The 26,461-nt window shown below is 56.4% G+C and carries 24 protein-coding genes; 8 read left to right on the top strand and 16 right to left on the bottom strand.

Annotation, left to right across the window (positions count from 1 at the left end; genetic code table 11):
* Nucleotides 1-28: 28 nt before the first annotated feature.
* From ROA7450_RS04965 to ROA7450_RS04920, 10 genes are all read right to left on the bottom strand, one after another.
* Nucleotides 29-1,543, bottom strand: a complete 1,515-nt coding sequence (locus tag ROA7450_RS04965) for an aldehyde dehydrogenase (NADP(+)) (protein WP_085804546.1) — start codon at nucleotides 1,541-1,543, stop codon at nucleotides 29-31.
* 91 nt (nucleotides 1,544-1,634) lie between these two features.
* Nucleotides 1,635-2,315 carry a GntR family transcriptional regulator gene (locus tag ROA7450_RS04960; protein ID WP_085804660.1) on the bottom strand — a complete coding sequence of 227 codons (681 nt, stop codon included), beginning with the start codon at nucleotides 2,313-2,315 and terminating at the stop codon, nucleotides 1,635-1,637.
* Nucleotides 2,316-2,399: 84 nt separating this feature from the next.
* Nucleotides 2,400-3,425, bottom strand: a complete 1,026-nt coding sequence (locus ROA7450_RS04955; protein ID WP_085804545.1) for a trans-3-hydroxy-L-proline dehydratase — start codon at nucleotides 3,423-3,425, stop codon at nucleotides 2,400-2,402.
* An 11-nt stretch (nucleotides 3,426-3,436) separates the two neighbouring features.
* Nucleotides 3,437-4,675 (bottom strand): NAD(P)/FAD-dependent oxidoreductase, encoded by a 1,239-nt coding sequence (locus tag ROA7450_RS04950; protein ID WP_085804544.1) that lies wholly within the window; start codon nucleotides 4,673-4,675, stop codon nucleotides 3,437-3,439.
* Nucleotides 4,676-4,741: 66 nt separating this feature from the next.
* A complete protein-coding gene (locus tag ROA7450_RS04945; RefSeq protein WP_085804543.1) occupies nucleotides 4,742-5,674 on the bottom strand; it encodes a 4-hydroxyproline epimerase in 933 nt (310 codons plus the stop codon).
* A complete protein-coding gene (locus ROA7450_RS04940; protein ID WP_085804542.1) occupies nucleotides 5,665-6,624 on the bottom strand; it encodes a dihydrodipicolinate synthase family protein in 960 nt (319 codons plus the stop codon). The genes ROA7450_RS04945 and ROA7450_RS04940 overlap by 10 nt, the downstream gene beginning before the upstream one ends.
* A gap of 243 nt (nucleotides 6,625-6,867) precedes the next feature.
* A complete protein-coding gene (locus ROA7450_RS04935; RefSeq protein WP_085804541.1) occupies nucleotides 6,868-7,989 on the bottom strand; it encodes a glycosyltransferase in 1,122 nt (373 codons plus the stop codon).
* Nucleotides 7,990-7,992: 3 nt separating this feature from the next.
* A complete protein-coding gene (gene glpK, locus ROA7450_RS04930; protein ID WP_085804540.1) occupies nucleotides 7,993-9,477 on the bottom strand; it encodes a glycerol kinase GlpK in 1,485 nt (494 codons plus the stop codon).
* 130 nt (nucleotides 9,478-9,607) lie between these two features.
* Nucleotides 9,608-9,973 (bottom strand): cupin domain-containing protein, encoded by a 366-nt coding sequence (locus tag ROA7450_RS04925; protein WP_085804539.1) that lies wholly within the window; start codon nucleotides 9,971-9,973, stop codon nucleotides 9,608-9,610.
* A 20-nt stretch (nucleotides 9,974-9,993) separates the two neighbouring features.
* Nucleotides 9,994-10,899 (bottom strand): LysR family transcriptional regulator, encoded by a 906-nt coding sequence (locus tag ROA7450_RS04920; RefSeq protein WP_085804538.1) that lies wholly within the window; start codon nucleotides 10,897-10,899, stop codon nucleotides 9,994-9,996.
* A gap of 101 nt (nucleotides 10,900-11,000) precedes the next feature.
* Between ROA7450_RS04920 and metF the strand changes: the two genes are divergently transcribed.
* Nucleotides 11,001-11,867 (top strand): methylenetetrahydrofolate reductase [NAD(P)H], encoded by an 867-nt coding sequence (gene metF / locus ROA7450_RS04915; protein ID WP_085804537.1) that lies wholly within the window; start codon nucleotides 11,001-11,003, stop codon nucleotides 11,865-11,867.
* Nucleotides 11,868-11,939: 72 nt separating this feature from the next.
* On the opposite strand, the gene ROA7450_RS04910 is transcribed toward metF, so the two are convergent.
* Nucleotides 11,940-13,001 carry a T6SS phospholipase effector Tle1-like catalytic domain-containing protein gene (locus tag ROA7450_RS04910; RefSeq protein ID WP_085804536.1) on the bottom strand — a complete coding sequence of 354 codons (1,062 nt, stop codon included), beginning with the start codon at nucleotides 12,999-13,001 and terminating at the stop codon, nucleotides 11,940-11,942.
* 181 nt (nucleotides 13,002-13,182) lie between these two features.
* Entirely contained in the window at nucleotides 13,183-14,319 is a 1,137-nt protein-coding gene (locus ROA7450_RS04905) for a type III PLP-dependent enzyme (RefSeq protein WP_085804535.1), read from the bottom strand.
* Between the two features lie 112 nt (nucleotides 14,320-14,431).
* On the opposite strand from ROA7450_RS04905, the gene ROA7450_RS04900 reads away from it, so the two are divergent.
* The 3 genes from ROA7450_RS04900 (at nucleotide 14,432) to ROA7450_RS04890 (ending at nucleotide 16,305) form a co-directional block, all read left to right on the top strand.
* Entirely contained in the window at nucleotides 14,432-14,866 is a 435-nt protein-coding gene (locus tag ROA7450_RS04900; protein WP_085804534.1) for an Lrp/AsnC family transcriptional regulator, read from the top strand.
* Nucleotides 14,867-14,885: 19 nt separating this feature from the next.
* Nucleotides 14,886-15,953 carry a hypothetical protein gene (locus ROA7450_RS04895; RefSeq protein WP_143534362.1) on the top strand — a complete coding sequence of 356 codons (1,068 nt, stop codon included), beginning with the start codon at nucleotides 14,886-14,888 and terminating at the stop codon, nucleotides 15,951-15,953.
* A gap of 154 nt (nucleotides 15,954-16,107) precedes the next feature.
* Nucleotides 16,108-16,305, top strand: coding sequence for a hypothetical protein (locus ROA7450_RS04890; RefSeq protein ID WP_085804532.1), 198 nt, complete (start codon nucleotides 16,108-16,110; stop codon nucleotides 16,303-16,305).
* A 55-nt stretch (nucleotides 16,306-16,360) separates the two neighbouring features.
* Here ROA7450_RS04890 and dacB read toward each other — a convergent pair whose 3' ends face one another.
* Nucleotides 16,361-17,854, bottom strand: a complete 1,494-nt coding sequence (gene dacB, locus ROA7450_RS04885) for a D-alanyl-D-alanine carboxypeptidase/D-alanyl-D-alanine endopeptidase (protein WP_085804531.1) — start codon at nucleotides 17,852-17,854, stop codon at nucleotides 16,361-16,363.
* 239 nt (nucleotides 17,855-18,093) lie between these two features.
* On the opposite strand from dacB, the gene gnd reads away from it, so the two are divergent.
* From gnd to ROA7450_RS04870, 3 genes are read left to right on the top strand one after another with little or no spacing between them, the layout of a single operon-like run.
* Nucleotides 18,094-19,494: an NADP-dependent phosphogluconate dehydrogenase gene (gene gnd, locus ROA7450_RS04880; RefSeq protein ID WP_085804530.1), complete on the top strand. Its 1,401-nt coding sequence runs from the start codon at nucleotides 18,094-18,096 to the stop codon at nucleotides 19,492-19,494.
* 22 nt (nucleotides 19,495-19,516) lie between these two features.
* Entirely contained in the window at nucleotides 19,517-20,278 is a 762-nt protein-coding gene (locus tag ROA7450_RS04875) for a hypothetical protein (protein ID WP_085804529.1), read from the top strand.
* Between the two features lie 2 nt (nucleotides 20,279-20,280).
* The gene (locus ROA7450_RS04870) at nucleotides 20,281-20,694 is read left to right on the top strand and encodes a hypothetical protein (RefSeq protein ID WP_085804528.1); all 414 of its coding nucleotides are present in this window, start codon (nucleotides 20,281-20,283) and stop codon (nucleotides 20,692-20,694) included.
* A 163-nt stretch (nucleotides 20,695-20,857) separates the two neighbouring features.
* Here ROA7450_RS04870 and hrpB read toward each other — a convergent pair whose 3' ends face one another.
* Complete coding sequence (gene hrpB, locus ROA7450_RS04865) at nucleotides 20,858-23,308, bottom strand: ATP-dependent helicase HrpB (protein ID WP_085804527.1); 2,451 nt, start codon at nucleotides 23,306-23,308, stop codon at nucleotides 20,858-20,860.
* A 120-nt stretch (nucleotides 23,309-23,428) separates the two neighbouring features.
* On the opposite strand from hrpB, the gene meaB reads away from it, so the two are divergent.
* The gene (gene meaB / locus ROA7450_RS04860; RefSeq protein WP_085804526.1) at nucleotides 23,429-24,403 is read left to right on the top strand and encodes a methylmalonyl Co-A mutase-associated GTPase MeaB; all 975 of its coding nucleotides are present in this window, start codon (nucleotides 23,429-23,431) and stop codon (nucleotides 24,401-24,403) included.
* 58 nt (nucleotides 24,404-24,461) lie between these two features.
* Here the strand turns inward: meaB and fcl are convergent, their stop codons facing one another.
* Nucleotides 24,462-25,415 (bottom strand): GDP-L-fucose synthase, encoded by a 954-nt coding sequence (gene fcl / locus ROA7450_RS04855; RefSeq protein WP_268808446.1) that lies wholly within the window; start codon nucleotides 25,413-25,415, stop codon nucleotides 24,462-24,464.
* The gene (gmd, locus tag ROA7450_RS04850) at nucleotides 25,408-26,448 is read right to left on the bottom strand and encodes a GDP-mannose 4,6-dehydratase (protein WP_085804525.1); all 1,041 of its coding nucleotides are present in this window, start codon (nucleotides 26,446-26,448) and stop codon (nucleotides 25,408-25,410) included. The genes fcl and gmd overlap by 8 nt, the downstream gene beginning before the upstream one ends.
* Nucleotides 26,449-26,461: the final 13 nt, after the last annotated feature.

Raw genomic sequence — 26,461 nt, 5'->3', positions numbered from 1 at the left:
CCCCTGCAATTTCCGTATTCAATTCAGATTAGCTGAACTGTGCTGGTAACAACGCATCGGGCAAGTTCTGATAGCAAACCGGGCGCAGGAAGCGGCGGATCGACAGAGTGCCCACCGACGTAGCGCCAAAGTTGGTTGAGGCCGGATAGGGCCCGCCATGAACCATGGCGTCTGACACTTCGACCCCGGTGGGGAACCCGTTGGCCAAGACCCGGCCTGCCTTGCGCTCAATAATCGGCATCAGGGCACGGGCTGCATCAATATCGCCATCATCCATATGCAGGGTACAGGTCAGCTGACCCTGCAATGCCAGAGCGATCTCGAGCATTTCATCTGTGGTTTCCGCAGTGATGATCACCCCAAGTGGGCCAAAGACCTCTTCGGCCAAGGATTCATTCGCCAGCCAGTTCTGCGCCGTGGTGCGATACAGATAGGGCGTGGCCTTGCGCTGATCACATGACGTGTTTAACAGTTCCTGCACGCCGTCTGTTTCCGCAATTCGACGTTTGCCATCGCGATAGGCCGCTGCAATGCCATCTGTCAGCATGGTTTGCGCCGGAACACTGGCAAGGGCGTCCTGCGCGGTTTTTGCGAACTGATCTCCTGCCTCACCCGCCTGAACAATTGCGATACCGGGATTGGTGCAAAACTGCCCCGCGCCCATGGTCAGTGATCCGGCCCAACCTGTGGCAATGTCGTCACCCCTGCTGTTCAAAGCCCCATCGAGAATGAACATTGGGTTAACAGAACCCAGCTCGCCAAAGAATGGGATAGGTTCAGGGCGCGCCGCGCACAGGTCAAATAACGCCCGACCACCCGCAAGAGAACCAGTAAAGCCAACAGCCTTGATCAACGGGTGCTGCACCAAAGCGGCCCCGACCCGACGATCACCCCCTTGAATCAGGCTAAACACGCCGGGATGAATGTCGCATTTCTTAATCGCAGCATAAATAGCTTCGGCCACGATCTCGCTGGTTCCGGGATGGGCGCTGTGGCCTTTGACGACAACCGGACAACCGGCGGCCAATGCCGCGGCGGTGTCACCGCCTGCCGTCGAAAAGGCCAACGGAAAGTTCGATGCTCCGAATACAGCGACAGGGCCGATGGGGCGTTGGACCATTTTCAGGTCAGGGCGCGGCAGCGGCTGGCGATCAGGCAGGGCCACATCGTGGCGCATGTCCAGATATTTTCCTGCCAGTATGTGATCTGCAAACAGGCGGATCTGTCCAGTGGTACGGCCCCGCTCGCCCTGCAGGCGCGCCTCTGGCAAACCGGTTTCCTGCATCCCGATTAGCGTGATTGCAACTGCACGCGCCTCGATCTCATCCGCAACCGCATTCAGGAAAGCGGCGCGCTCTTCACGTGACGAATAGCCATAACTCCAAAATGCCTCTTCAGCATCTGATGTGGCAGAATCAACGTCCGAGACACGCCCCACTGAATAGTGATGCTCTGGTCCATGCGCTGGCGCTGAGACAAAGGTGTTGTCACTTGCCAACCATTCGCCAGCAATCAGGTGTTTTCCATGAGGGACAAATGTCATTGCAGTCTCGATTCTATGCGAATTTCAATTTATGGATATTGTATCCAATTTAAATCGACATGCAAGCTTTTCGAAATTCACTGCCTTGCAATCAGCTTTCTTCTGCGGCCCGCTTCGCGGCAATCAGTTCAAGCAGCTCATCTTTTGTCCGTTGAACATGGCGGGTCAACAAGGAGCAGGCCTCCTCGACCTTGCCAGCCATGGCCAACCGCAGCAGTTCACCATGCTCTTCCTTTGCCTGATCCCGCTGCTGCATCACGCTCAGGTGCATACGAACATAGCGGTCAGATTGCACACTCAGGCGGTTCAGAATCTCGGCGGTCATCTTCAACCCCGACGCCGCACACAACGCCGAATGATAATCGTCATTCAACGCACCCCACTCAGACACATCATCCTGATCATAAGAGGTTTCCATCCGCTCCAAAATGTCTCTGCACTGCTTAAAGTCAGTATCCGTCATATTCGGAATGGAACGTCGAAACATATCGACCTCGATCAAAGTCCGCAGATCAAAGATTTCTCCGATTTCGTGTAGCGAATGCTTGGTGACCGACCCACCGCGATTGTTGGCCCATTGCACCAACCCTTCGGCATTCAGGCGTTTCAGCGCTTCACGGACAGGCATGCGCGATACGTCGTATTCTTCCGCTAATGCCTCCTGACGGATGGTTTCCCCCTCAGCCATTTCTCCGCTCAAGATACGTTCGCGCAGGTCATTCGCAATGATTTCTGGCAAGCTTTGCTTCGCCACCGCACGTTTACCTGCCATATCATACCCCATGCCTAAGTTGATGCTGGGGATACAATAAGCCTCCAAACATTGGAAGCCATTGAGTGGGGCAGCATTTCCACCTCACGCGCCCCAAGTGTCGCTCAGGCGATACCCCTCGGGCCAGGGGTCAGACGGGTCCAGCATATGTTGATGCGTGCCAGTGATCCAACCACGCCCGCTGATTTCAGGCACGATGGCCGGAAAGCCTCCAACCTGTACTTCTTCCACGATCCGTCCGGTGAAACGCGACCCGATGATCGACACCGCCTCGAATGTCTGGCCTTGCTGCATCTGTCTCTTGGCCGCCATCAGCGCCATCCGTGCTGACACCGCCGTGCCAGTCGGCGAGCGATCCACCTTGCCCGGTTGAATGGCCACAGCCGATTTGCCGGTCAGGCCGGTCTCGGTTTCGCTCAACGGGCCACAAAAAGCACAGAATGAAATATGATCCCAATCCGGGTTTTCCGGATGGGTAAAGCCAAGCTGCTCATTCGCGGCATTGGTGATGTTCACACCCAGGCGGGCAATGTCTTTGGCCTCGGATTCAACGATCTCGAAGCCCAGAGATGCCGCATCCACCACCACAAAACTATCTCCGCCATAGGCGGTATCAACGGTGATTGTTCCAAGCCCCGGTACCTCCAGTGGCACGCCGATCTTGTCGGCAAAGCTGGGCAGGTTCTGTACAAAAATCCGCTCGGCCTTGCCGCCCTTGCACTCGGCTCGCACTTTGACCAGCCCACCGGGGGCCTCGAGCAGCATCTCGGTCACCGGCTCTTGCATTTCAACCAGACCGGCATCCAGCACCACGGTTGAGACGCAGATTGAGTTAGACCCCGACATCGGCGGCGTATCTTCCGGCTCCATGATGATAAAAGCGGCATCAGCCTCGGGATGCTTGGGCGGCACCAGCAGGTTCACATGGCGAAACACCCCGCCACGCGGTTCATTCAGAACAAAATTGCGCAAGGTCTCATCCTTGGCAATGAAACTACGCTGCTCCCACAGGGTCTCTCCCGGTGGCGGTGTGACCCCACCAACGATGACATCCCCCACTTCACCCTCGGCATGGGCCGAGATGACATGAACGACCTTGCTACTGCGCATGGGCTATCCCTTCAGAAACGGGTTGGAGCATACGGCGTCATCGAAATTGACGCCACTTTATCTTTCACAATCGATGCCACCAGTTCTGCCGTTGCCGCTGATTGGGTCAAGCCCAAATGACCATGACCAAAGGCGTAAATCACATTGCCTGCGCGTTCCGATGCCCCGATCACCGGCAGGCTGTCCGGCATCGACGGGCGGAAACCCATCCATTGTTTGCCGCCTTCGGTCTTGAGCCCGGGTAGGAACTGCGCCGCCTTGTTCAACAGGATATCCGCACGCTTGTAATTGGGCGCCAACTTGAGCCCACCCAACTCCACCGCGCCACCAACCCGGACGCCGTCATTGATTTTGCTGACCACAAACCCATGGCCGCCAAAGGTCAGATGCGTGCGCAGATCAAAAGCCCCGGCTGGCAATGTGGTGTTATAGCCACGCTCGGTCTCCAACGGGATACGATCGCCCACAGTGCGCGCCAGATGGTGAGACCACGCCCCGCAAGCCACGACGACCTTGCGAGCGTTGATCTCTCCATCAGTGATCTTCAGACTCACACCATCGGCAGTGTTCTCCAGCGCGTACACATCGCCTGTCTCAATCACCCCACCCTGCGTCACAAAGGCCTGCGCTAAGTGTTCGACCCAGGTTTTCGGGTCCACTGTATTCATCCACTGCGGCGTATATCCGGCATGGGTAAAACGCGGATCGATGCCCGGCTGGATCTCCGCAATGGCTCCTGCATTTTCGAGCAGCTCAAACTCGATGCCATGCGCGCGGCGCAGATCCCAAGCCTCTTGACTGGCCTGAAACTCGCGTTCGCCTTCAAAGAGCTGCATCTGCCCCTCGCGCCGGATGAGACGTTCGCCATCAGTCGCCGCAATCTGCCGTCCCAACGCTTCCCGCGCCAGTCCATTCAGCGTGGTTTGAGCCTTCAATGAATGCTCGTACCGATCCCGCCAGCTCGCCCGCCAGAACTGCAGCATCCACGGTGCGATCTTGAGCGCATAGCGGGGAGGCACCGACAACGGCCCCAAGGGGTCCAGCAACCACCTGGGAGCCTTGCGCATGATGCCCGGCGTGGCCAGCGGCACGATATCGGTAAAGGCAAAGGCCCCTGCATTACCCATTGAGGCCTGCGCCGCCACACCCTCGCGGTCAATCACCCGGACAGAAAGGCCTTGCCGGATCAGCTCCAGCGCGACGCTGACGCCAACCACCCCGGCTCCGATCACAATGACATCTTGCGCCATTTCGGCCTCGCTCAAATAGAACTGAATCGTGTTTCAGGCGGGCACCACCGCGCCCGTCCGAGAATATCAGAGGTAAATCCCGCCCTTAAACGGATCACCCTCGGCGAAGCGCAATGTGCTTTCGCCCATAATATGGGCCTGACCGGTCAGCGAGGGGATGACCCCGCCATTTGGCCCCGGCTGATAGGACAGGCGATACGGGCTGCCGATCACGCTTTTCTGGATAATTTCCACACCGGGGGCCAGTGTTCCCGCCGCCGCCAAACAGGCCAGTCGTGCCGAACTGCCGGTCCCACAGGGCGAACGATCATAGGTGTCATCAGGGCACAGAACAAAGTTGCGGCTATGCACGCCGCCCGCTCCCGCCGCCCCCTGAAAAATCACGTGATCGATCGGTTCACCCTGCTCACCGCCCACACCCTGCGCAATGCAGGCTTCGCGGATCGCAATGGTCATGGCAGTCATCTTGGCGATATTGCCCGTGGTCACCGGGATCGGACTGGGATCGACGATAAAGAACCAGTTGCCACCATAGGCCACATCCCCGGTCACGGTGCCATAGCCCTCAACTTCAACCGAGACCGCGGGGGCCACCCGGCGGCTTTCGATATTCGTCACTGTAACCGTATTGGCATCCTGCAGGGCAATCGTCACCTCACCTGCCGGTGTTTCGATCTTATGCGTGCCCACATCGATGAGCCCCAATTCGGCCAGCGTCACCGCCAACCCGATGGTGCCATGCCCGCACATGCCCAACACCGCATCGGCGTCAAAATAGATCACCCCGGTCACACAGTCCGGGTCAACTGGCTCTACCAGCAAGGCCCCGACCATTCCGGGTTGGCCGCGTGGCTCCAGCAGGATCGATTTATAGAACACCTTGTGGTCCGCGGCCAAACACCTTGCCCGTTCGGCCAAAGGCCCGGATCCAAGATCCGGGCTGCCGTCAAGGATCACCCGCGTGGGCATCCCGCCGGTATGGCTGTTGATCACATGCATTCAGCGATGATCCCGCCTTGTTTGGACCAATCAGCGAACCACGCATTAAACAGCGCATATTGCTGTTCGCAATAGTTGCGTTGCGCAGCGCTCAACTCGTCGGTCTCATTAAATTGCAGGCGGTACTCTTCCTCGCCGTTCAGAACCAACAGATGCTTGTAGTAGAGAACCAGATCGGTGCCCTCATCAAAGCTGGCCAGAACGCCAAACGCCTCTTCCAGTTCCAGCGCGCGTTTGCGGGCCTCAGCATTACCTTCAGCAGCTTTCTTGGAAAGAGCCGCCAGCAGCAGCGCCTCTGTTGGCAGGGCAGTGCCAATACCGGTGATCGAGCCGGTTGCACCACAGTTAACAAAGCCGTGGTACACCTCGGTATCGACACCAACCATCAGCGTGACATCGTCATCCTGGCTAGTGATCTGCTCAGCCGCATAGCGCAGGTCATCCTTGCCGCCGAACTCTTTAAAACCAATTAGATTCGGATGCTCGGCGCGCAGGGCAAAGAACAAGTCAGCCTTTGTCGCAAAACCGTAGACCGGACTGTTGTAGATAATCGCGGGCACATCAGGTGCGGCAGACAAGATCGCCTTGAAGTGATTCTTTTGCGCGGCCATCGACGTACCACGCGACAGGACGCGCGGGATCACCATCAGGCCCACTGCACCCACCTTTTGCGCATGCGCTGCCAGTGCCACGGCAGATTTGGAGTTGATCGCACCGGTGCCAACAACCACAGGCAGGCCCGCATCAACCAAACGCTCCACACCTTCCATACGCTCGGCATCGCTTAGCAGCGGCCAGTCACCCATCGAGCCGCAATAAACCACGGCGGACATGCCCGCGGCGATCATCTCTTTGCCCTTTTTCACAAGCGCGTCAAAATCCGGTGTCCGGTCTGCTTTACAGGGGGTCATCAGGGCCGGCATCGTACCGGTGAAAACGTTGTCAGTCATGGTATCTCTCTTCGGTCCAGAGTTTAACTTTATGATGCTAGCCTTCGCCAGAAAAAGGTCGCAAATGACCAGACGAAATGCTCTTAAAACGTTGTTACGTTATTTTGTATCCAATATCCAACTAATTTTTTACTCACAAAGCTGCGACCCGCGCTGCATTTGCCTCGCAAGCAGGTTTTCTTTCACCAAATTTAACTTAGATACTGTTTTTAATACGAATTACGCCTTCTCAAACACAGCACCTCATTGCGCGAGGATCTGAAAGACCTCGCGCTCTGCTGCTTGTTGTTCAGCCGCCTTCAACCCCAATTCGTCTAACGCACGGGCTTTGATTCTTTGCCCCTCTACGCGGGCCACCCCGAAATTCGCGGCAAAGCCTTGCTGCTGACAGGGCATGCTCAACACATCAGCGTGCTGATCACGGGCATAGGCCACAGCCAGTTTAGACGCAGGGCTTTCTCCATAGGGTGCAATGATGCGCTGCATTGACCCTACCCCGGGATCTTGCGCCTTTGCACCTTTGCTCAACGAATGAAACCGTACGGTCGGATATTCCCTCAACAGATTCCGCATAACGCCTACAGCCCGATCCTCGACCCCAAGGTAGAGGTTCACCCTCCCTCCGGCGCGGGCATGAGCCGCGACCCAGCTGAGGCAATAATTTGCTACCTGAAGCCCGGTATCAGCAAACACTGCCAACTCCTCCCCGATATTGCGCTCTTGCAGCTGCAGAAAAAACGCCAAAATCGTCTCGGCCATCGTGTTGTAATGCCCGACATCACGCGGGTTGTTTTCAAGCCGTCCGATATCGACCTCAGCAATCCCGGCCCCTGCCGCATGCACCCGCACCATTACATCCAGATCGGCGGCGTAATTGCCGACGATTTCCTGATGCGCGATCAGGCTGCGATTGGCCAGATAGATGCCCGTGTTGGGCGCACGCAGATCCGGCATCTGCGGAAACAACTGCCGGATCGCCGGGCCCACCAGCAGGCGCGTCATCGGCATATTGTCACGCGGGTCATTCCACGCGCCTTTGACCAGCCCAATGCCCGGTGCCCGCGCCTTGGCCATGCGGGCAAAAAGCGCGGTCTGGAACTTGTCCAGATCAGCGTCCAGTTTCATCACCCAATCATTGCGCGCCGCTTTCAGCCCCGCACGCACCGCCTCGCCCATGCCCGGCGTTGGTTCAAACACCACTGTCGCCCCGGCTTGCAGGGCCAGATCCCCGGTGCCATCGTCGGAGCCGTTGTCGATGACAACAATCTCATCAACCCAGAGCATGTCATGCAGCGTTTCCACAACACGCACGATGGTCGCGGCTTCGTTACGCGCCGGAACAATGACCGAGATCAGATCGCTCATACCTTAAAACCCCTGCGCAGCTGTCACCGCCTTTTGCCACTGCGCATAGCGTGCATCGCGGGTGTCTTGGTCCATCGCAGGTGTGAACGTCCGTTCCTTGGCCCAGCTTGCAGCGAACTCTTCCCGCTCGGGGTAAACCCCGGCCTGCATCCCTGCCAGCCACGCCGCCCCCAGCGCCGTGGTTTCCAGAACCGGCGGGCGGTCCACCGGCACACCGTTGATGTCAGCCAGAAACTGCATTGCCCAATCAGAGGCAGTCATACCGCCATCAACCCTAAGCACGGATTCACTTTCGCCGCCCCAATCCGCACGCATCGCTTCCAGCAGGTCGCGTGTCTGATAACCAACGCTTTCCAGCGCCGCGCGCGACACCTCGGCGGGGCCAGAACTGCGCGTCAGGCCAAACACCGCCCCCCGGCAGTGTGCATTCCAATAAGGTGCGCCTAATCCGGTAAATGCTGGCACAATGACCACGTTTTGATGCGGGTCCGCTATCTCAGCCAACGCTTGTGTTTCTCCGGCACTTTCTATGATCTGCAGCCCATCGCGCAGCCATTGCACCACAGCACCGGCAATGAAAATCGATCCTTCCAGCGCATAGGTCGGCTTGCCGTCCAATTGATAGGCGATTGTGGTGAGCAACCGATTTTTGGAGGCCACGGGTACATCACCTGTGTTCAACAACGCGAAACACCCAGTGCCATAGGTCGACTTCATCATGCCCGGCTGGAAACAGGCCTGCCCGATCGTTGCCGCCTGTTGGTCGCCTGCAACACCAAGAATTGGTACTTCCGCGCCCAGCAGATCGGCCTGAACCGCGCCAAAATCACCCGCGCAATCCCGCACATCTGGCAACATCGTCATCGGGATATCCAGCAAAGCGCAGATCTCTGCGCTCCACTCCCCTTTGCGAATGTCATAAACCAACGTGCGCGCTGCATTGGTGGCGTCGGTGGCGTGCACCGCCCCACCGGTCAGCTTCCAGATCAGATAACAATCGATGGTGCCAAACAGCAGCTGTCCCGCCTCGGCCTTGGCCCGCGCGCCCTCGAGATTGTCCAAAATCCACTTGATCTTTGTGCCCGAGAAATACGGATCCAGCAACAAGCCCGTGGCACGGCTGATCATCTCCTCGTGTCCAGCCTCACGCAAAGCATGACATAGGTCCGCTGTGCGCCGATCCTGCCAGACAATCGCATTGTGCACCGGCTCGCCGGTGTCCCGATCCCACAACACCGTGGTTTCACGTTGGTTGGTGATCCCGACCCCGGCAATCTCGGACCCCGCAATGCCGGCCTTTTCCACTGCAGCCTGACAGGTCCGGCAAACCGTCGCCCAGATGTCTGCCGGGTCATGTTCTACCCAGCCCGATTGCGGGAAATGCTGCGCAAACTCCTCCTGCGCACTGGCAACAGGCTTCAACGCCTGATCAAACACAATCGCCCGGCTCGAGGTTGTTCCCTGATCGATTGCCAGCACATAAGTCATTGCGCACTTCCCCTGTGGTTTGGTTCGTCATAACAATACCTACAGCTCCCAAGCGCAAGGCCTGTCAGCATCCAAGCATGTCTCGATATTCTGAAAATGAGCAGAAGTTCGCGGCGCCCAAAGTCATCCCTCACTCATATTGAATGATAACAGCCTCAAAATCATCGTCACTCGTGACTTTGGTGTGATGTCCTTTTCCGGTCTTGTCTTCCATATGCCAAACATCGCCCTTTTTGATATCCCGGTATTCGCCATCACTGGCCGTGACGCGAACGGCACCCGCCAAGCAGATCAATTTCTGGGCAACCGGCGTTGGATGGATAGGCTCATCCCATCCAGCTTTTAACCTGAGAAACAAGAACTGCTTGACCGGCTCGGATTCTGAGACCTCAATCGCATTGGCCGGTGGCGCAAAGGTTTTTTCTTCCAAATAAACAGCAACATCCTCCCAGTGGCTTTCCCCATCGACGTCGGAATACAACTTGTAAAACTGCATAGCTCCCCCTGAACTTTACGTCATCCTCTTTGCATCTTCACCGGAATGTCTCGTGCCAGTTTCAGCAGGTGCGCCATAAATGGCTTGTGCGCGTCTTCTTCGCGGATGGCCGCATACAATCGACGCGTCACCCCCTTCTCCGTAATCGGCCGGGTGACATAGTCATCGCTCTTGCGCAGCTCTCGCACCACCCAATCCGGCAGAACCGCCACCCCGCGATTGGACGCCACCAGTAGCAAAATGACCGCCGTCAGTTCCACCTGCCGCACTGCGCGCGGCTCCACTTTGGCCGGACTCAACAATTGTGTAAACACATCCAGCCGCGCCCGGTCCACCGGATAGGTGATCAGCGTCTCGTTGCGAAAATCCTCAGCGACCACGAATTCCTTTTGCGCCAGCGGATGCTGTCCCGCCGCCACGAACACCGGCTCGTAATCAAACAAAGGCTTGAAAATTACCCCCGGCAGATCTTCGGGATCAGAGGAGACCACCAGATCCACCTCTTCCTTTTGCAAGGCAGGCAACGCATCAAACGCCAAACCGGGGCGGATATCTACATCCACATCACCCCAGGACTTGCGGAACTCTTCCAACACCGGAAACAGCCACTCGAAACATGCATGACATTCAATCGCAATGTGCATCCGCCCGGTGCTGCCCTCGCGTAAGCCCGAAAACTCCGCCTCCATCGCTTCCACTTCGGGCAGGATCTTTTCAGCAAGACGCAGCAGGCGCAGACCTGCGGCTGATAACTTAAGCGGTTTGGACCGGCGCACAAATAATTCCACCCCGGCCTGATCCTCCAGGCCTTTAATCTGGTGGCTCAAGGCGGACTGGGTGATGTGCATCTGATCAGCCGCACGCGCCAACCCACCGGCCTGATGGATGGCACGAATGGTTTTGAGATGCCGAAACTCGATATGCATTATTAGATATCTTCATTTAGATTGTGAATATTATGAAGTTGTCTCACACTTCATCGCCTGCAACAAGAGGCACATCGCCAATCTCAAGCAGGATAAGACAAATGACGACCCCTAAGATCTCGTTCGAATTTTTCCCGCCTCGCTCGCTCGAGGCTTCTTTTCGCTTGTGGGATACGGCGATGGCTCTGGCTCCATTCTCACCCGACTTCGTGTCGGTCACCTATGGCGCCGGCGGAACCACCCGCAAATTGACGCAGGAAACCGTCAGCGCTTTGCACAACACCACAGACCTGAACGTTGCTGCACATCTCACTTGTGTCGATGCCTCCCGCGAAGAAACACTTGAGATTGCCAAGCAGTTTGCCCGCGAAGGAGTGACAGAAATCACAGCTCTGCGTGGCGATCCACCCGCGGGCACTGGCCCGTTCCAGGCGCGCAAAGATGGCTTTGCCAACAGTTGCGAGTTGGTTGACGCGCTGGCCCGCACCGGCAACTTCAAGATCCGCGTCGGCGCCTACCCCGAGGTGCACCCTGAAGCCGCCAATCAGGCTGCCGACATTGACTGGCTCAAACGCAAAATCGATGCCGGGGCATCGGAAATCATTACCCAGTTTTTCTTTGAAGCAGACGTGTTCTTTCGCTTCCGTGATGCTTGCGACAAAGCCGGGATCACTGTGCCAATCCTTCCGGGCATTCTGCCGATTGAGAACTGGAAAAACGCCCGTGCCTTTTCGCAAAGATGCGGCGCGTCAATCCCGGACTGGCTGGATCAAGCGTTCGACAAGGCGTTGCGTGATGATCGCGAACAGCTTCTGGCCACTTCGGTCGCAACCGAGCTATGCACTGATCTGATCGAAGGCGGTGTGGAGCAACTGCACTTCTATACCCTCAATCGCCCAGAACTGACGCGCAATATCTGTCTCGCATTGGGCCTGAAAACACAGCAAGCTCTCCGCCACGTCGCTTAAGCTAAGCTTCCCAGTGGAACAAAGACCTCAACCGCGATGCATCCACGCACTGCGGTTGGGGTTTTAGCCCGGTCAACTGGCAATCTCGGCGTTAAACAATCTCTCGTCATATTGGCTTGCACTTGGGTGCACAGATTCCGAGGAATCCCCCCCAATATCACGCGCTTTTCTAAACCAGAAGATCTTGCCCCAGCCGCGCCATGTGCCCACCGAAGGGGCCTGCGCATCGATCTCGTAATACGCCTTCCAACCCTCGGGTAAAGCCACCCCACAACTTTCAGCACGTTCCATCATCCAGACGAAAGAGATATTCGACAAAGGTCGCGCCCGATCAAACCCACCGAGCTGGCCGCCGACATCACCATGCGTGCCCCGAAACCAGACCTGCTCAACCTTGCCTTCGAATCCCGGCGCGGTTTCCCACAAGACTGGCTCGAACGCCCGTCGTGTCTCATCCAACGCCAGCGCATGATAGCCATGCCGGACCGAGGCCCCCAACCGGTGGTCATGGAAGGCATGCGCCTCGGCCATCCAGCGCCAGGCTATTGGCATCCGAAAGCCCAGCGCCTTGACCGTGTCCCACACACCAATCATCTCGATCTCAATTGCCTCATGACAATGCGCCTCGGCAAACTCCGCCGTCACCGCGCTGCCCGCCCCCGCCTGGTAATGGCGGTAAGCGGTTCGAATATTCCGCTCTGTCGCCTCTTCTGCGCGCAGCAGCCCGACCCGGTCAATCACCCCGGCCAAGGACCGCACGGCAAAGGCCCCGCGCGAATACCCCATCAGATAAATCTTGTCCCCCGGACGGTAGCGGCTGGCCAGATAGCCATAGGCACGCCGGATCTGCCGGTTGATGCCCTTGCCGGTGATCACATCCGGGGCGCGACGCCAATCGCACCACTGAATGCCGGCTTCATAGTATAGCGACAACTCTGCTCCAGCGACTGTACTCAGCAGCTTATACGCCAGCCCCGCATTGCTTTCGCAGCCTGTGCTCAGACTGGACATCGTCCCATCAAGAATAATGACATGGCTGACCTGTCCGCGTGAGCGCGCATAAGCGCTCTGCCCCCGCCGCCGTCCGGGGCGGAATACATCCAGTATGGTTTTTGACCACTGGCGCCAGGTCATACGCAGCACCTTTCATGTTCATTCAATCGCAAAATTCATCCTACCATAGAAATAAGGACGAAAGAGGGCCTATGCACTACACGCACTATGAAACTTGCCGTGAGCAATCGTTTCAAGGCCTCATAGATGCACGATATATGACAGAACTTTACAGAATGTGATCGCCGCGTACGCGCGTTTGTCAGTGCCTTTGCAAATTTACCACCGTCACCGGCTCGCTTAGGCCATAGCCGTTGAAGCTTGTGCCAATCGCCTTGGAATAGGCCCCCATGCCGTCAAACAGGATGTAATCCTCTTCGGCAATGTCTTCGGGCAACAGCACCGGATCCGGCAATCGGTCAATGCTGTCACAGGTTGGCCCATAGACGACGCGGCCCTCACGCGAACCCTTGCGCAAAGCACCGTCAGGTCTCACCACACGAATGCGGTCCACCATCATCATGTCACGCCCTTCACTCAAGCCGCCATAAATGCCGTCGTTGATGAACACGGCTCCGCCGTCCCGAATGGCTTTCACCCGCGTTGCCAGCGTAAAGGCCTCGGCCACCATCGCCCGCCCCGGCTCGCAGACCAGCATTGGCGCATCCGCACCGAAACAGCGGTCCACTTCAGCGCTAACATGGTCAAAGATGGCCTCCAGATCAGGTGCATCGCCAACACGGTGCGCCGCAAATCCACCACCGACATTCAGCCTTGCCAATTTCACCCCTGCCTGCGCAGCCACTTTTGCCACAACCGAAATATATTGCCCCCAGGCCTCCGGGTTGGCGCATTGTGTCCCCGGATGAAAAGTCACCGCGGGAACAAAGCCTAACTCCACCACACGGCTTAGCAAGGCAGCAGCCCGCTCAGGCCCGACACCAAATTTCTCACCGAAATCATAAACAGCACCCTTGATCGGCAACGCCAAACGAACCGAAATTTCTACACCCGGCGCAACCGCAGCAATCTTGTCTAATTCGCGTTCACAATCCACTGAATATGACGCCACCTCCAATTCAGCGGCCAAAGCCACTTCTTTTGGTGATCTGACCGGGTTGTTATAATGCAAAATCGCAGTCGGATTGACCCGACGCACTGCACGCATTTCTTCGGGGCTCGCCACATCAAAGGCCTTCACCCCGGCCGCCACCAGATTGGCCAGCACTTCTTCCCCCGGATTGGCCTTGACCGCATAGGTCACCAAGCCGTCAAAGCCTTGTAAAAATCTCTGCGCTGTCGCCTGCAACTGCGCCGGGCTGAAATACAATGCAACCTCATCCGGCTGCTGCCGTTTCAAATGGGAAATCGGGTCCGGCCAATGGGGAATATCGCGCATCGTTAACAACCTTTTTGCTTGCCTCACTCCCAGTGTCGGGAAATTTGGGGTCGATTTCTCCCGGCAGGCTGCATAATATGATGCGCAACATCGGCATAATGAAGGCGCAAACATGCAAATAGACGAAACTGATCGCACCCTCATCGCGCTGCTGCAGGAAAACGCACGCATGCCCGTGACCAAACTGGCCAAACGTCTGGATCTGGCCCGTACCACGGTGCAGGCGCGATTGGACCGGCTAGAGCAAAGCGGCATCATTCAGGGCTACGCCGTGCGCTTGAACCAGAACATGCGCGCCCCTCTGCGCGCCACCGTCCTTCTGGCGATCGAGCCCCGCAGCGCCCCCGCCGTTCTGGCCAAACTCGATACCCACTCGAACGTGATGGCCGTTTACACCACCTCAGGCCGCTTCGACATGATTGTCGAGCTCGAGGCCCAAACCACTGAAGATCTGGATAAAACCCTCGATCAGATCGGCGAAACCAAAGGCGTGAAAAGTTCTGAGAGCCTGATCCACCTGTCAACGCGAATTAATCGCCACAGATAAGACGCTCCCAATGAATTTTATGAAACAAATACTTGTGATTTTCTGCGTCCTGATCTTCACACTCAGCCCTTCGATCCAAGCTCAAGAGATCAAAATCGATGGTGCGAATGACCCAACATTTCGATCACTTCTCAAAGACTGGCTTAACGGTGATGAAAAACCAGCCCTCAGGGACCTCGCAGACCTTGCTCAAAATGGTCACCTCGCGGCGCAGATCTTTCTTGGTCAATTGTCAGGTTACGCGCCCCATACGCTTTTCGATCTGAGCAGGGAGGAACGCCTTGCTTTGCGGGCCCCAAAGAAAGGGAGAAAGCTTGGCAAAAGCTGGCTCTCCGTCGCACAAGATCGCCACCCGCTAGCCTGGGCATTGTCCAATACCTACCACGAAGAAAACTACCGCGAAGCGCTGACATACTTTATGAACCATGGCGAAACTTACATGCAGGGCCACGGGTATATCAAACTGTTGAACAAGAGCGACTGGGCCACAATCTTCCATTTCGCGGAGAAGGGGCAGGTCAACGCAGCACTGAAACCGTGGGTCGCCATGTACTTGCGCTCCAGCGCGTTACTTCAACAACACCAATCAACAGACGATATCATTCCCGGCGGGGCAAATGGGCCACTTGCTCAAGAATATGCCTTGATCGACGCCCCGATTTTCTCAGAAACCGAACAGGAATTTGTCGATTGGGGAAGGCCGTCGAATTTCCTCAGCGGCCACAAAAACGGCAAACATCCAACCTATCCGGCTTCTATCTTGCAAGATGCGCCTCTTCACCAAAGGCTCATGCACCTCGCGCAAACTGACGTCAGATTGGCCCCGGTCCGCGACCTTTGCGAAAGAGTGTGCCCCGAAGAGCCGATACCCTGCACCATCGCCCTCAAAGCATATGTCATCGGATACACCCAATTCTGGCACGAAACCCACAGCCCGATTGAAGCCTTCATCAGCACATCCGACTATCGCGCCAGTGCGCGCTATACCAAAGACATGCGTCACCGGCTCCTGCGCTCCAATCGATCTCCCGAAGAAAGTCGTCCGTTGAGCTTGTGTTTTGCCAACTATTTACACGCTGCTGATTAACCCAACACAACGACTAATTTTACGCATTTCAAAAACACGAACTCAGCCTACGTTCAGATGACATCTGCCATTCACATAGCTATGGCAGGGTCAAATGTGACAAACGACTGAAAAGTTGTTTATACTCTAAGACATCTGCAAAAAGGAGAACGCCATGCTCTACCCTATCGCCTCGCTCGAAGCCGATAAACTCGATGCCATTCAAAGCCTTGAAAAGGAAATCGGCAGCCCGGTCGTGGCACTGGCAAGTGTTGACGCAGATTCCGTGTCTCTCTCCAAAGACAAGCTCGAAAAACTGCAAGCTCTGGAAGACGAGCTCGATGTCGTTCTGGTGGCTGTCAAACCCAACTGAACCGACAAAAACCTCTGGCTTAACTCCTCCATTCTCGACGCTTTAAGCCAGCCCTTTAACTCCCATAAACCGCACCCCAGCGGTTGATCAACTTCTGCTGCAATCGTTTTGAACGCCCGTTCCAGCTTGACGCTCCCGGCGGGCGTGTGCCGACCGACAGGTCGAACTGGCTGCGTTTCTCTTCGTTCGCGGTGAAAATCGCAAAACTCATCTCCCGCCCATCCGGCGCCGTCATGTAGCCAGCCAAAGAGCTTACAAAATACAACGTCCCGGTTTTAGCCACCACTTTGATGGGATGTGAGGCGACCTTTGCGCCATTGGCATCCCGCATCGTGTATTTCTTCAAAATTGGCACCAGTTGAGTTTCTTCCTTCACATGTGCAAGCGCACGCGCCAGCCCTTGCGCCGTCAGATGCGAGTTCGGATTGAGGCCAGAGTGATCCAACAGATCGGTCCCCTCCATTCCTAATTCTTCCTCGGCCCACAGGCTCATTTCTCGTGCCGAGGACTGCAGGTCCAGCGGATGCCCTACGCGCTTGGCTGTAGCGACCATGCCTACCATCTCGGCCGTCAGATTTGTTGAGTACTTCAGCATGTCACGTAGGATTTCCAGCAACTGCTCACTGCGCTCACGCACTAGAACCGTGCCGTCAGGCGGCTGTTCCAACGGCGCACCCATCTTCAGCACAATCCCATGAGACCGGGCAAAATGTGAAAACACCTCAGCCGAGTAAATTCTCGGCTTGCGCATCGGGATCCACCGTGCACCACCATTTCCCAGTGCACGGCGCGCCACACTCCAGCTGTCGTAGGTGCCGCCGTCCGAATAGGCATAAATCGGCCCTTTGCGGTCCGAAAGACTCATTCGCGCCGATAAAACATCCGGTCTGTACTTACCTGATCGCGCATCCATCGTGATCGCATAACCATTGCCGCTACGCTTCCACTCAAAATGAACGCGGTTGAAATTAAGGTTCAGGCCAGAAACAGCCGGGTTGTAACCCACCTCTATTGGCTGTTCAGGATCGATCATCGCCTTATACGGGATGCCTGCATCCCAAATACGCAGATCTCCTTCCACCGCATGCACTCCGGCTTCCTTCAGGTTGGTCGCCATCCGCGCCAATGCATCTGTATCAAGCACCGGATCCCCGGAGCCAGCCAGAACCAGATCGCCTTTGATCACGCCCGCCTCAACCGGGCCTAATGCCACCAGTTGCGTTTCAAACCGATACCCCGCACCCAGCACGTCCAAGGCATAGAGCGCTGTAACGGCCTTAGTCACACTCGCCGGAGGCTGCGCCAGTTTGGCGTCATGCCCCTCTAGGACCAAACCAGTTTCCACATCAACAACCGAACAAGACACCTGCCCGCCCAGCTTGGCGCTCGAAATAATCTCTTCGATCGCACTGGCCTTTGGTCGCCGCGCTCGAATTTTTGGCCGCAATTGCGGTCGTAAGGATGTTGCAGGGGCTTCGCCCATCGCCATGGATCCGGCACTGCCAAGCAGTCCGGCCAAAACAAATCGCCGTGAAAGATTTCTTGCCATGCCCTAAGTAAACCTCAGTCAACCGCCCGGGACAATCCCGTTTCCGCCTCACACCTCGCTATAAGGCGATCACAATTTATTGCTGCTTGTGTGAATTCCAAGTCGCTCTACGTCGGATACTCAAAAATCCGCTTGTTCCAATAGTCCGATGGACACCGCTTGTGAACCTGACGCACAGCCCTTGCAAATCCCGCCTCAACGCGTAGCCTGCGATCTCGGTATCAAGTGTCGGAGGGGTCATGACACAAGCGCAGATCGGTGTGTACGGATTGGGAACAATGGGCAGCGCACTGGCACTGAACATGGCGGGTCATGGCTTTGAAGTGGCCGTCACCAACCGAGAGATAGACTGGATCGCGCCGTTCATAGCTGACGCAGGCGATCTTGCCGCGCGCCTGCATCCGCATAACAAGCTCGCAGACTTCGTCGCTGACCTCAAAACCCCGCGCGTGATCCTGTTCATGATTCCGTCAGGCGCACCAATGGACATGATGATCGATCAGATCACGCCCCTGCTTGAATCCGGCGACACCATCATCGACGGCGGCAACGCCAATTTCCACGACACCCGACGCAGATCAAAGACATTGAAAGACAAAGACATTCACTTTGTCGGCATGGGCGTCTCCGGTGGAGAAAAAGGTGCGCGCCACGGCCCTTCAATGATGGTGGGTGGAACCGAGCACAGCTGGCACCAGCTCCGGCCCATCCTGCGCGCTATCGCCGCCACCTATCAGGATAACCCTTGCGTCGATCACCTCGGCCCCGATGGCGCGGGTCATTTTGTGAAGACTGTGCATAACGGCGTCGAATACGCTGACATGCAGGTCATCGCCGAGCTCTACGGTCTTCTGCGCTACGGGTCGGCTTGGCCGCCCTCGGACATCGGCAAGTTGTTTGAGGAATGGGATAAGGGCCCGTTAAAATCCTATTTGGTCGAAATCACCGGCAAGGTCCTGCAATACACTGACCCGTTCAGCGGTCACGCAGTAGTCGATGTCATCAAAGACGCCGCCGGGCAAAAAGGCACTGGTCGCTGGACCGTGGTCGAGGCGGTGCGCATGGGTCAGAGCACAAATATGATCGAGGCTGCCGTCGGCGCCCGCGCGTGGTCTGCGGAAAAAGAGACCCGACAAGAGATGCAAAACCATTTCGGCGGCGCACGCGACTGGTTCACCGTTGATCCCGGAGTGCTCGCAGATGCCTTCCTCGCTGCCCGTATCCTGTGTTATGCGCAAGGCTTTCGCATTCTTGATGCCGCTTCAAAAGAATACGACTGGGCGCTCGACATGGGCCGCATTGCCGAGATCTGGCGCGCAGGCTGTATCATCCGCTCGGCCCTGCTCGATGATATTTCCGAGGCCTTTGCCGATCAGCCCCCACACAGCCAGTTGATCCTCTCGCCCAAATTCACCGAGACCCTCGCCCGCACCATCCCCGCCCTGCGCACGGTGGTAAGCGCCGCTGTCACTGGCGGCCACGCCATCCCGGCGCTCTCATCCGCCCTCAACTGGTTCGACACCATGCGCCAAGGCTTTGGCACCGCCAATATCATCCAGGCCCAGCGCGATTTCTTCGGCTACCACGGCTTTGAACGCTTGGGCGAAGACGGCCAACACCACGGTCCATGGTGGGACTGATATTGTCAAATGCTCGGACTTCATGACTTCTGAATCACCCATCGTGCGCCGTGACTGGACGCGACCGACTCGTCGTATGGTTCTGGGTGGGTCAGCCGCCGGTATGGCGACACTTCTTGCCGGGTGTTGGCCGTTCTCTAAAACGGTCACCCGCAATATCCGGGTGACCATTCAGGCCGATGTGGCCGGTGAGATTGTTGAAGGTTCCGCGGTGATGGGGATCCGGTGGATACCCGGACACAGTGGCCAGATGTACATCAAAAGCAACGCAGAGGCGGTGATTCTAGATCTACCCGGGCGCGGGACGGTGTATGTGTTGAATGCTTGGATCGGCTCTAATGGGCGCCCAAATGGTGGCGTTTGGCCTGCCCAACTTCTTGAAACGTTTGGAATGAACGCAAATGGCAGGTTGGAAGATTTTCCCATGCTGCGGACGCTCGAAGGGCGTTACACCGTCAAAGCGCATCCGGGGGGGCCAACAGCCTTGCCGGTAATGGTAGCCTTTGAAGATGAAAGCAAACTTGAAACAATGTATCAGGTCAAACCTGAAGCGTTCCCCGAGGTTTTTGGCGCTGATGTGCGCTATGTCGGCATGTGGTTCGAGTTTACAGGAGATGACCCCACCCGGCATATACCCGTGCGCCTGCCCGTCGCACTGACGCCGAACAAGAGTTTTTATACAGCTTTCCCGAGCAACAAAGATGAAAACGGTCTCATACCGGATTTTGAATATGCCTTCCCGCAGAAGTTCTCAGAACGTGTATTTTACATGAAAGGTTATTAGATATGAGTGTAACGAAACAGGACGTTCTGCACGCGCTTCTCTCACTGGATTCATACAACCGTCATGAATTTGATGATCAACGCAAGATTTCTGATAAAAGATTTGATGAAATAGATTCCCAAATCGGCACGGCGATTTTTCAGCAATCTTCGGATCGCATGGAAGAAACCGAAGACAAGCTGGCCATCGCCTCGCACGCCAGGTTCTCGGCCTCATGGTACACGCTTGATGGCGAAACGGTCATCTCTTACCGCAGGACTGATATTATCAATCGCCCTGTGCAAATTGGCAAGTTCATGAACTCATCACGCCGTAGGGTGGGTTTTCAACCCACCATCCAACACCTGCCCTCCGCACAAAGGTGGTGGGTTTTTCCCCGACCGATAAACACCTCTCATCCCGCCCGTTTCATCTGACCATAAATACCTCCGCCGGGGGCAAACCCGAGGCGGAGGCCAAAAGCAGACAACGAGAAAACCTGCGCGCCGCAGGCGCACAGTTTAACAGTTCCCAACATAGCCACGGGAGTTTTGTACAAACCCCCCGTACAACTTGTACAAGTCGTACGAACTTTCCCCATCATCTCCGCCGTTTCGCCCGCAGGGTCGGATCGGCATGTGTCGGGTCCTCGGGCCAGGGGTGTTTGGGATATCGCCCGCGCATGTCCTTGCGCACATCCGCATAGCTGCTGGCCCAGAACCCGGGGATGTCCATCGTGGTCTGCACCGGCCGTCCGGCGGGAGATAACAGCGTTACCCGCAGGGGTGTTTTCCCCACCACCGGGTGTGTGGTCTGGCCAAACATCTCTTGCAGGCGCAGACTGATCTCCGGATCTACCCCACCGTATTCAATCGGTATTTTACGCCCCAACGGTGTAGTAAAATGCGCCGGGGCCGCTTGATCTAATCGTTGCATCTGCTCCCACGACAGCCGTCCACGCAGCGCCTCCAGCATATCAAACCGCTTCCAATCTTGCGCGGTTTTCACGCCCTCAAGGTACGGAAGCAGCCAATCCTCCAGCGTCTCCAACAGGGCCGCCTCGGTCATCTCTGGCAGGTCTTCACCGCCCTCACGCACAAGCTCGACCCGCTTGGCAAATCGCTCCGCCGCTGCACTCCAACTCAGCCCTAATTCCTTAACGCCCGCCAGCATCGACTGTGCCATCACATCACTGGGTACATCGCGCCAATGTTGATCGGCCAGAACCACCGCCCCCAGAGCTTCCTGTTTACGTGCAATAACTTGCCGGTCCCGTTTGGACCATTCGCAGACCTCATTCCAGACGATCTGTTCTCCAAACAGGCTGCGCACTTCGGATTCAGAAATTTGGATCGCCTGCCTGATCCTCGCCTCACGCACATTGCCATCCAGCTCCGTCACCACGATCAACCGAGCCCCACACAAGGGGTCTCCATCCGGTATTATCGCGCCTTTTCCACCTGACATAACATAACGAGGAGCATCACCCTTGCGGCGTAATCCGATGCGATCCGGATAAGCCAGCGCTGCCATTTCCGCATCGCTAAGCTCTTGTTTTACAGCTGATTTAGACTGTTTAACTAAACGCTTCGCTTCCTGCTTGATTCGCTCGACACCACCCCGATTGGCAAGATACGAATGACGGTCTGAAAACCCTCTGAAATCCCGCACCGCCAACAAGCGAAGCGCCAAATCCACCGGTGCCCCCCGACCCAATGGATCGCGATCCGCCAACAACGCCGCCAACGGCGCCGCCTCAGGTCCGGCCACCACCAGCATATGCCCCAAACGCGGGTGCAACGGTAAAGCGGAAAGAACTTTCCCATGCTCCGTAATGCGCCCATCCACATCCAATGCATTCAAATGGCGTAACAAATCCTGCGCTTCGGCATAGCTGCCCGGGTTAGGTGGGGTAAGGAAGGCTAATTCCTCTGGTCCTGCTCCCCAAGCCGCCAATTCCAACGCCAAACCTGCCAAGTCGGCCGTTTCGATCTCTGCCGGGGGAAATGCCTGCAAGGCCCCCTCTTCGCCCTTGCTCCACAACCGATAACACGTTCCTTCCACCACGCGGCCGGCGCGGCCGGCGCGTTGCGTCGCTTCCGCGCGTGTTACAGACTCGGTCACCAGTCGAGACATACCCGAGGCCGGATCGAACCGCGCCCTTCGGGATTTCCCTCCATCAACGACCACGCGAATATCCTGAATGGTCAACGACGTCTCAGCAATGGAGGTCGCCAAGACCACCTTGCGACCGGATTGCGCTGGCGTGATCGCAGCGCGCTGAGCGGCGAAATCCATCGCCCCAAAAAGAGGGCGCAAAGCCACCTCATTTGGCAACCGGCCTTTCAACAGCGCTTCAACCCGTCTGATTTCGCCTTCTCCGGGCAGAAATACCAAAATGCCGCCCTCCGTTTCGTGCACAGCCCGATGCACCAGATCGGCGACGGCGTTTTCAAACCGCGTCTCTTTTCGAGACGGTCGTTCAAGCCATTGCGTTTGAACAGGAAAACTGCGCCCATCCGATGCAATTACAGGTGCATCACCCAGCAATCGGGCTACAGGTTCAGCATCCAAGGTTGCGGACATGACCAGCAGTTTCAGATCCTCTCTCAGGGCATCAGTGATTTCCAGACAGAGAGCCAGTCCCAGATCCGCATTCAAAGAGCGTTCGTGAAATTCGTCAAAGATCACTGTCCCGACCCTGCTTAGTTCGGGATCAGATTGGATCATCCGGGTCAGAATTCCCTCAGTAACCACAACGATACGTGTTTTATTCGAAACCTTCGCCTCTCCACGAATCCGGTAACCAACTGTATCTCCGATCTGCTCACCCAAGGTCTGTGCCATACGCTCGGCGGCAGCACGGGCAGCCAGACGGCGTGGCTCCAGCATAACGATCAACCCGTCTGACACCTTGGCCTGCAAGATGGCAAGCGGCACAACAGTAGTTTTGCCTGCTCCCGGTGGGGCTTGCAGAACGGCACGCCCACTGGCGCGCAGCGAATCGATCAACGGATCAAGGACATCATGGATGGGTAGGGTTTCGATCATACCCCGACTTATCCGGGATAGATGCCCCCAATACCAGAGGTTCAGGACAATTATCCCACTGGACAAAGACCCAAGCCCCAAGGCAATAAGACGGAACAATTCTGACGATGGGTCGCAGGCATGAACATTCCCGAGCTGAGCAGCAAAATCCTCAACGGCGACCGCCGTGCACTGGCTCGTGCGATCACGCTGGTTGAAAGCGCCCGCCCGGATCATCGCGCTCAGGCTGGCGAACTCATCGAAACCTTAAAAGACTCTGGTCGTCAGGCCATCCGAATTGGCCTATCCGGCACGCCCGGTGTGGGCAAGTCGACCTTTATTGAGAGCTTCGGCATGATGCTCACCAGTTTGGATCTGCGTGTGGCCGTTTTGGCCGTTGATCCAAGTTCCTCGCGCTCGGGAGGCTCGATTCTCGGTGACAAAACCCGCATGGATCGCCTTAGCCGAGAACCTAATGCCTATATACGCCCTTCGCCCAGTCAATCGCATCTAGGTGGTGTAGCCCGTCGCACGCGCGAGGCCGTTTCCCTCTGTGAAGCCGCCGGATTTGATGTCATCCTTATCGAAACCGTTGGCGTCGGCCAATCTGAAACTGTAGTCGCCGAAATCTCCGATCTCTTCGTGCTCTTACTCGCCCCAGCCGGCGGCGATGAACTGCAGGGCGTCAAGCGAGGCATTATGGAAATGGCCGATATTATCCTTGTGAACAAGGCCGATGGCGATCTAAAACCTGCGGCCACGCGCACATGTTCGGACTATGCCGGCGCTTTGCGTCTATTGCGTAAACGCCCGCAGGATCCCGAAGATTTCCCCAAAGCAATGATGGTGTCTGCACTCGAAGAACAGGGACTAAAGACCGTCTGGGACGAAATGACCACGCTCACCGATTGGCGCCACGAAACCGGTCACTTTGGGGGCCGCCGCGCCCAGCAAGCTCGGTATTGGTTCGAGGAAGAGGTTCGCCACAGCCTACTTGCGTTGCTGCAAACACCTGAGGCTAAAGACATACTGTTAACCGCCTCGGATAAGGTGACCAAAGGTTTAAAAACGCCAACGGTCGCCGCCCAAGATGTGCTTCGAGAGTTGCAAGGCTAGTCGAAAATTCCGGCGACAACTGTAAAGCCTGCGCCGGAATTTCATTCCCGATGTGGCCTTATTCAGATCGGCTCGCGATCTCTTCATACTCGCGCACGGTTTTAGCAAGACCTTCGGCCATCGGGATTTTCGGCTCCCACCCCATGCCCAGCAGCTGCGCGCTATCCATCAACTTGCGCGGGGTGCCGTCGGGTTTGGTCGTGTCGTGCACGATCTCGCCTTTGAAGCCAACCTGCTCAACAATCAGTTCCGCAAGTTCCTTGATTGAAACCTCTTGACCAGATCCGACGTTGACGTGCGGCGCATCCGAATAGCGTTCCATCAGGAAGATCAGTGCGTCCGCCAGATCATCGGCGTGCATGAATTCGCGCAACGGGCTGCCCGTGCCCCACATGACAATCTCTTTGTCACCAGCTTCGCGGGCTTCGATCACCTTGCGCACAAGTGCGGGCAATACGTGGCTGGTTTCCAGATTGTAGTTGTCGCCGGTGCCATAAAGGTTCGTTGGCATGGCCGAGATGTAATCAACGCCGTGCTGCTTACGATACGCTTGACACAGTTTAATACCGGCAATTTTGGCAATCGCATACCATTCATTGGTCGGCTCGAGCGGGCCAGTCAAAAGCGCATCTTCGCGCATCGGCTGTTCAGCCAGCTTAGGATATATACAGGAGGACCCAAGGAACATCAGTTTTTCCACGCCGCTGTCGAACGCGGAACGGATGATATTGCTCTCAATCATCAGGTTGTCATAGAGGAAATCAGCAGGAAAACTGTTATTGGCCAGAATGCCGCCAACTTTGGCCGCTGCCAGAAATACGGCATCTGGTTTTTGAACTTCAAACCAGGCTTCAACCTCTGATTGGCGGATCAGGTCAACATCTGCACGAGTGGCGGTCAGAATTTCGCAATTCATCTGCTCCAATCGACGTACAATGGCAGAGCCGACCATCCCGCGATGGCCGGCCACATAAACCCGTTTACCTTCGAGCGAATACAGACGATCAGCCAAAGCGTTTTGCCTCTGCCAGATCGGATTCAACCATTTCTCGCACCAGTTCTTCGAAAGGGGTCTCAGGCGTCCAACCCAGCTTTTCCCGTGCTTTGGTGGCATCACCCAGCAGGGTTTCCACCTCGGCAGGGCGGAAGTATTGCGGATCGACCTTGACCACGACCTTGCCGTTTTCGTCGCGCGCAACTTCATCGACACCTTCGCCCTCGAACGTCAACTTCATGTCCAGCGCTTCGGCGGCTCGGGTCACGAATTCGCGAACGGAATATTGTTGGCCGGTGGCGATGACGAAATCCTCTGGTGTGTCTTGTTGCAGCATCAGCCACATCATCTGTACATAATCGCGGGCATGTCCCCAGTCGCGCAGGGCGTCCATGTTGCCCAACAACAGCTCTTCCTGCAGGCCCAGTTTGATACGGGCCAGAGCGCGTGTAATTTTACGGGTCACGAAGGTTTCGCCACGAATCGGACTTTCGTGATTAAACAAGATGCCGTTGCAGGCATAAAGATCGTAGGATTCGCGGTAGTTGACGGTGATCCAGTAGGCGTAGAGCTTCGCAACAGCATAGGGAGAGCGCGGATAGAATGGCGTGGTTTCACGTTGTGGAATTTCCTGCACCAGACCATACAGCTCGGATGTAGAAGCCTGATAAAACTTGGTCTTCTCACCCAGGCCGAGGAAGCGGATTGCTTCAAGAATTCGCAATGCGCCGATCGCGTCGGAGTTAGCAGTATATTCAGGCTCTTCAAATGACACGGCGACATGGCTTTGCGCCGCGAGGTTATAAACCTCGTCTGGTTGAACCTTGTTGATCACGTTGGTCAACGAGGAACTATCTGTCATGTCACCATGATGCAGCTGAAACTGGCCAGATTTACCTGGCTCGCCTTCGAACAGGTGATCAATACGTTGTGTGTTGAACAAAGAGGTTCGGCGTTTGATGCCATGTACCTGATAGCCTTTATTCAACAGAAATTCCGACAGGTACGCCCCGTCCTGTCCTGTAACACCAGTAATCAGAGCTGTTTTCACTTGTTTTCCCTCA

The organism is Roseovarius albus, assembly GCF_900172335.1.
Taxonomy (GTDB): Bacteria; Pseudomonadota; Alphaproteobacteria; order Rhodobacterales; family Rhodobacteraceae; genus Roseovarius; species Roseovarius albus.
Note: the sequence above shows the minus strand (reverse complement) of the source record. Positions and strands in the feature narration are given on the sequence as shown.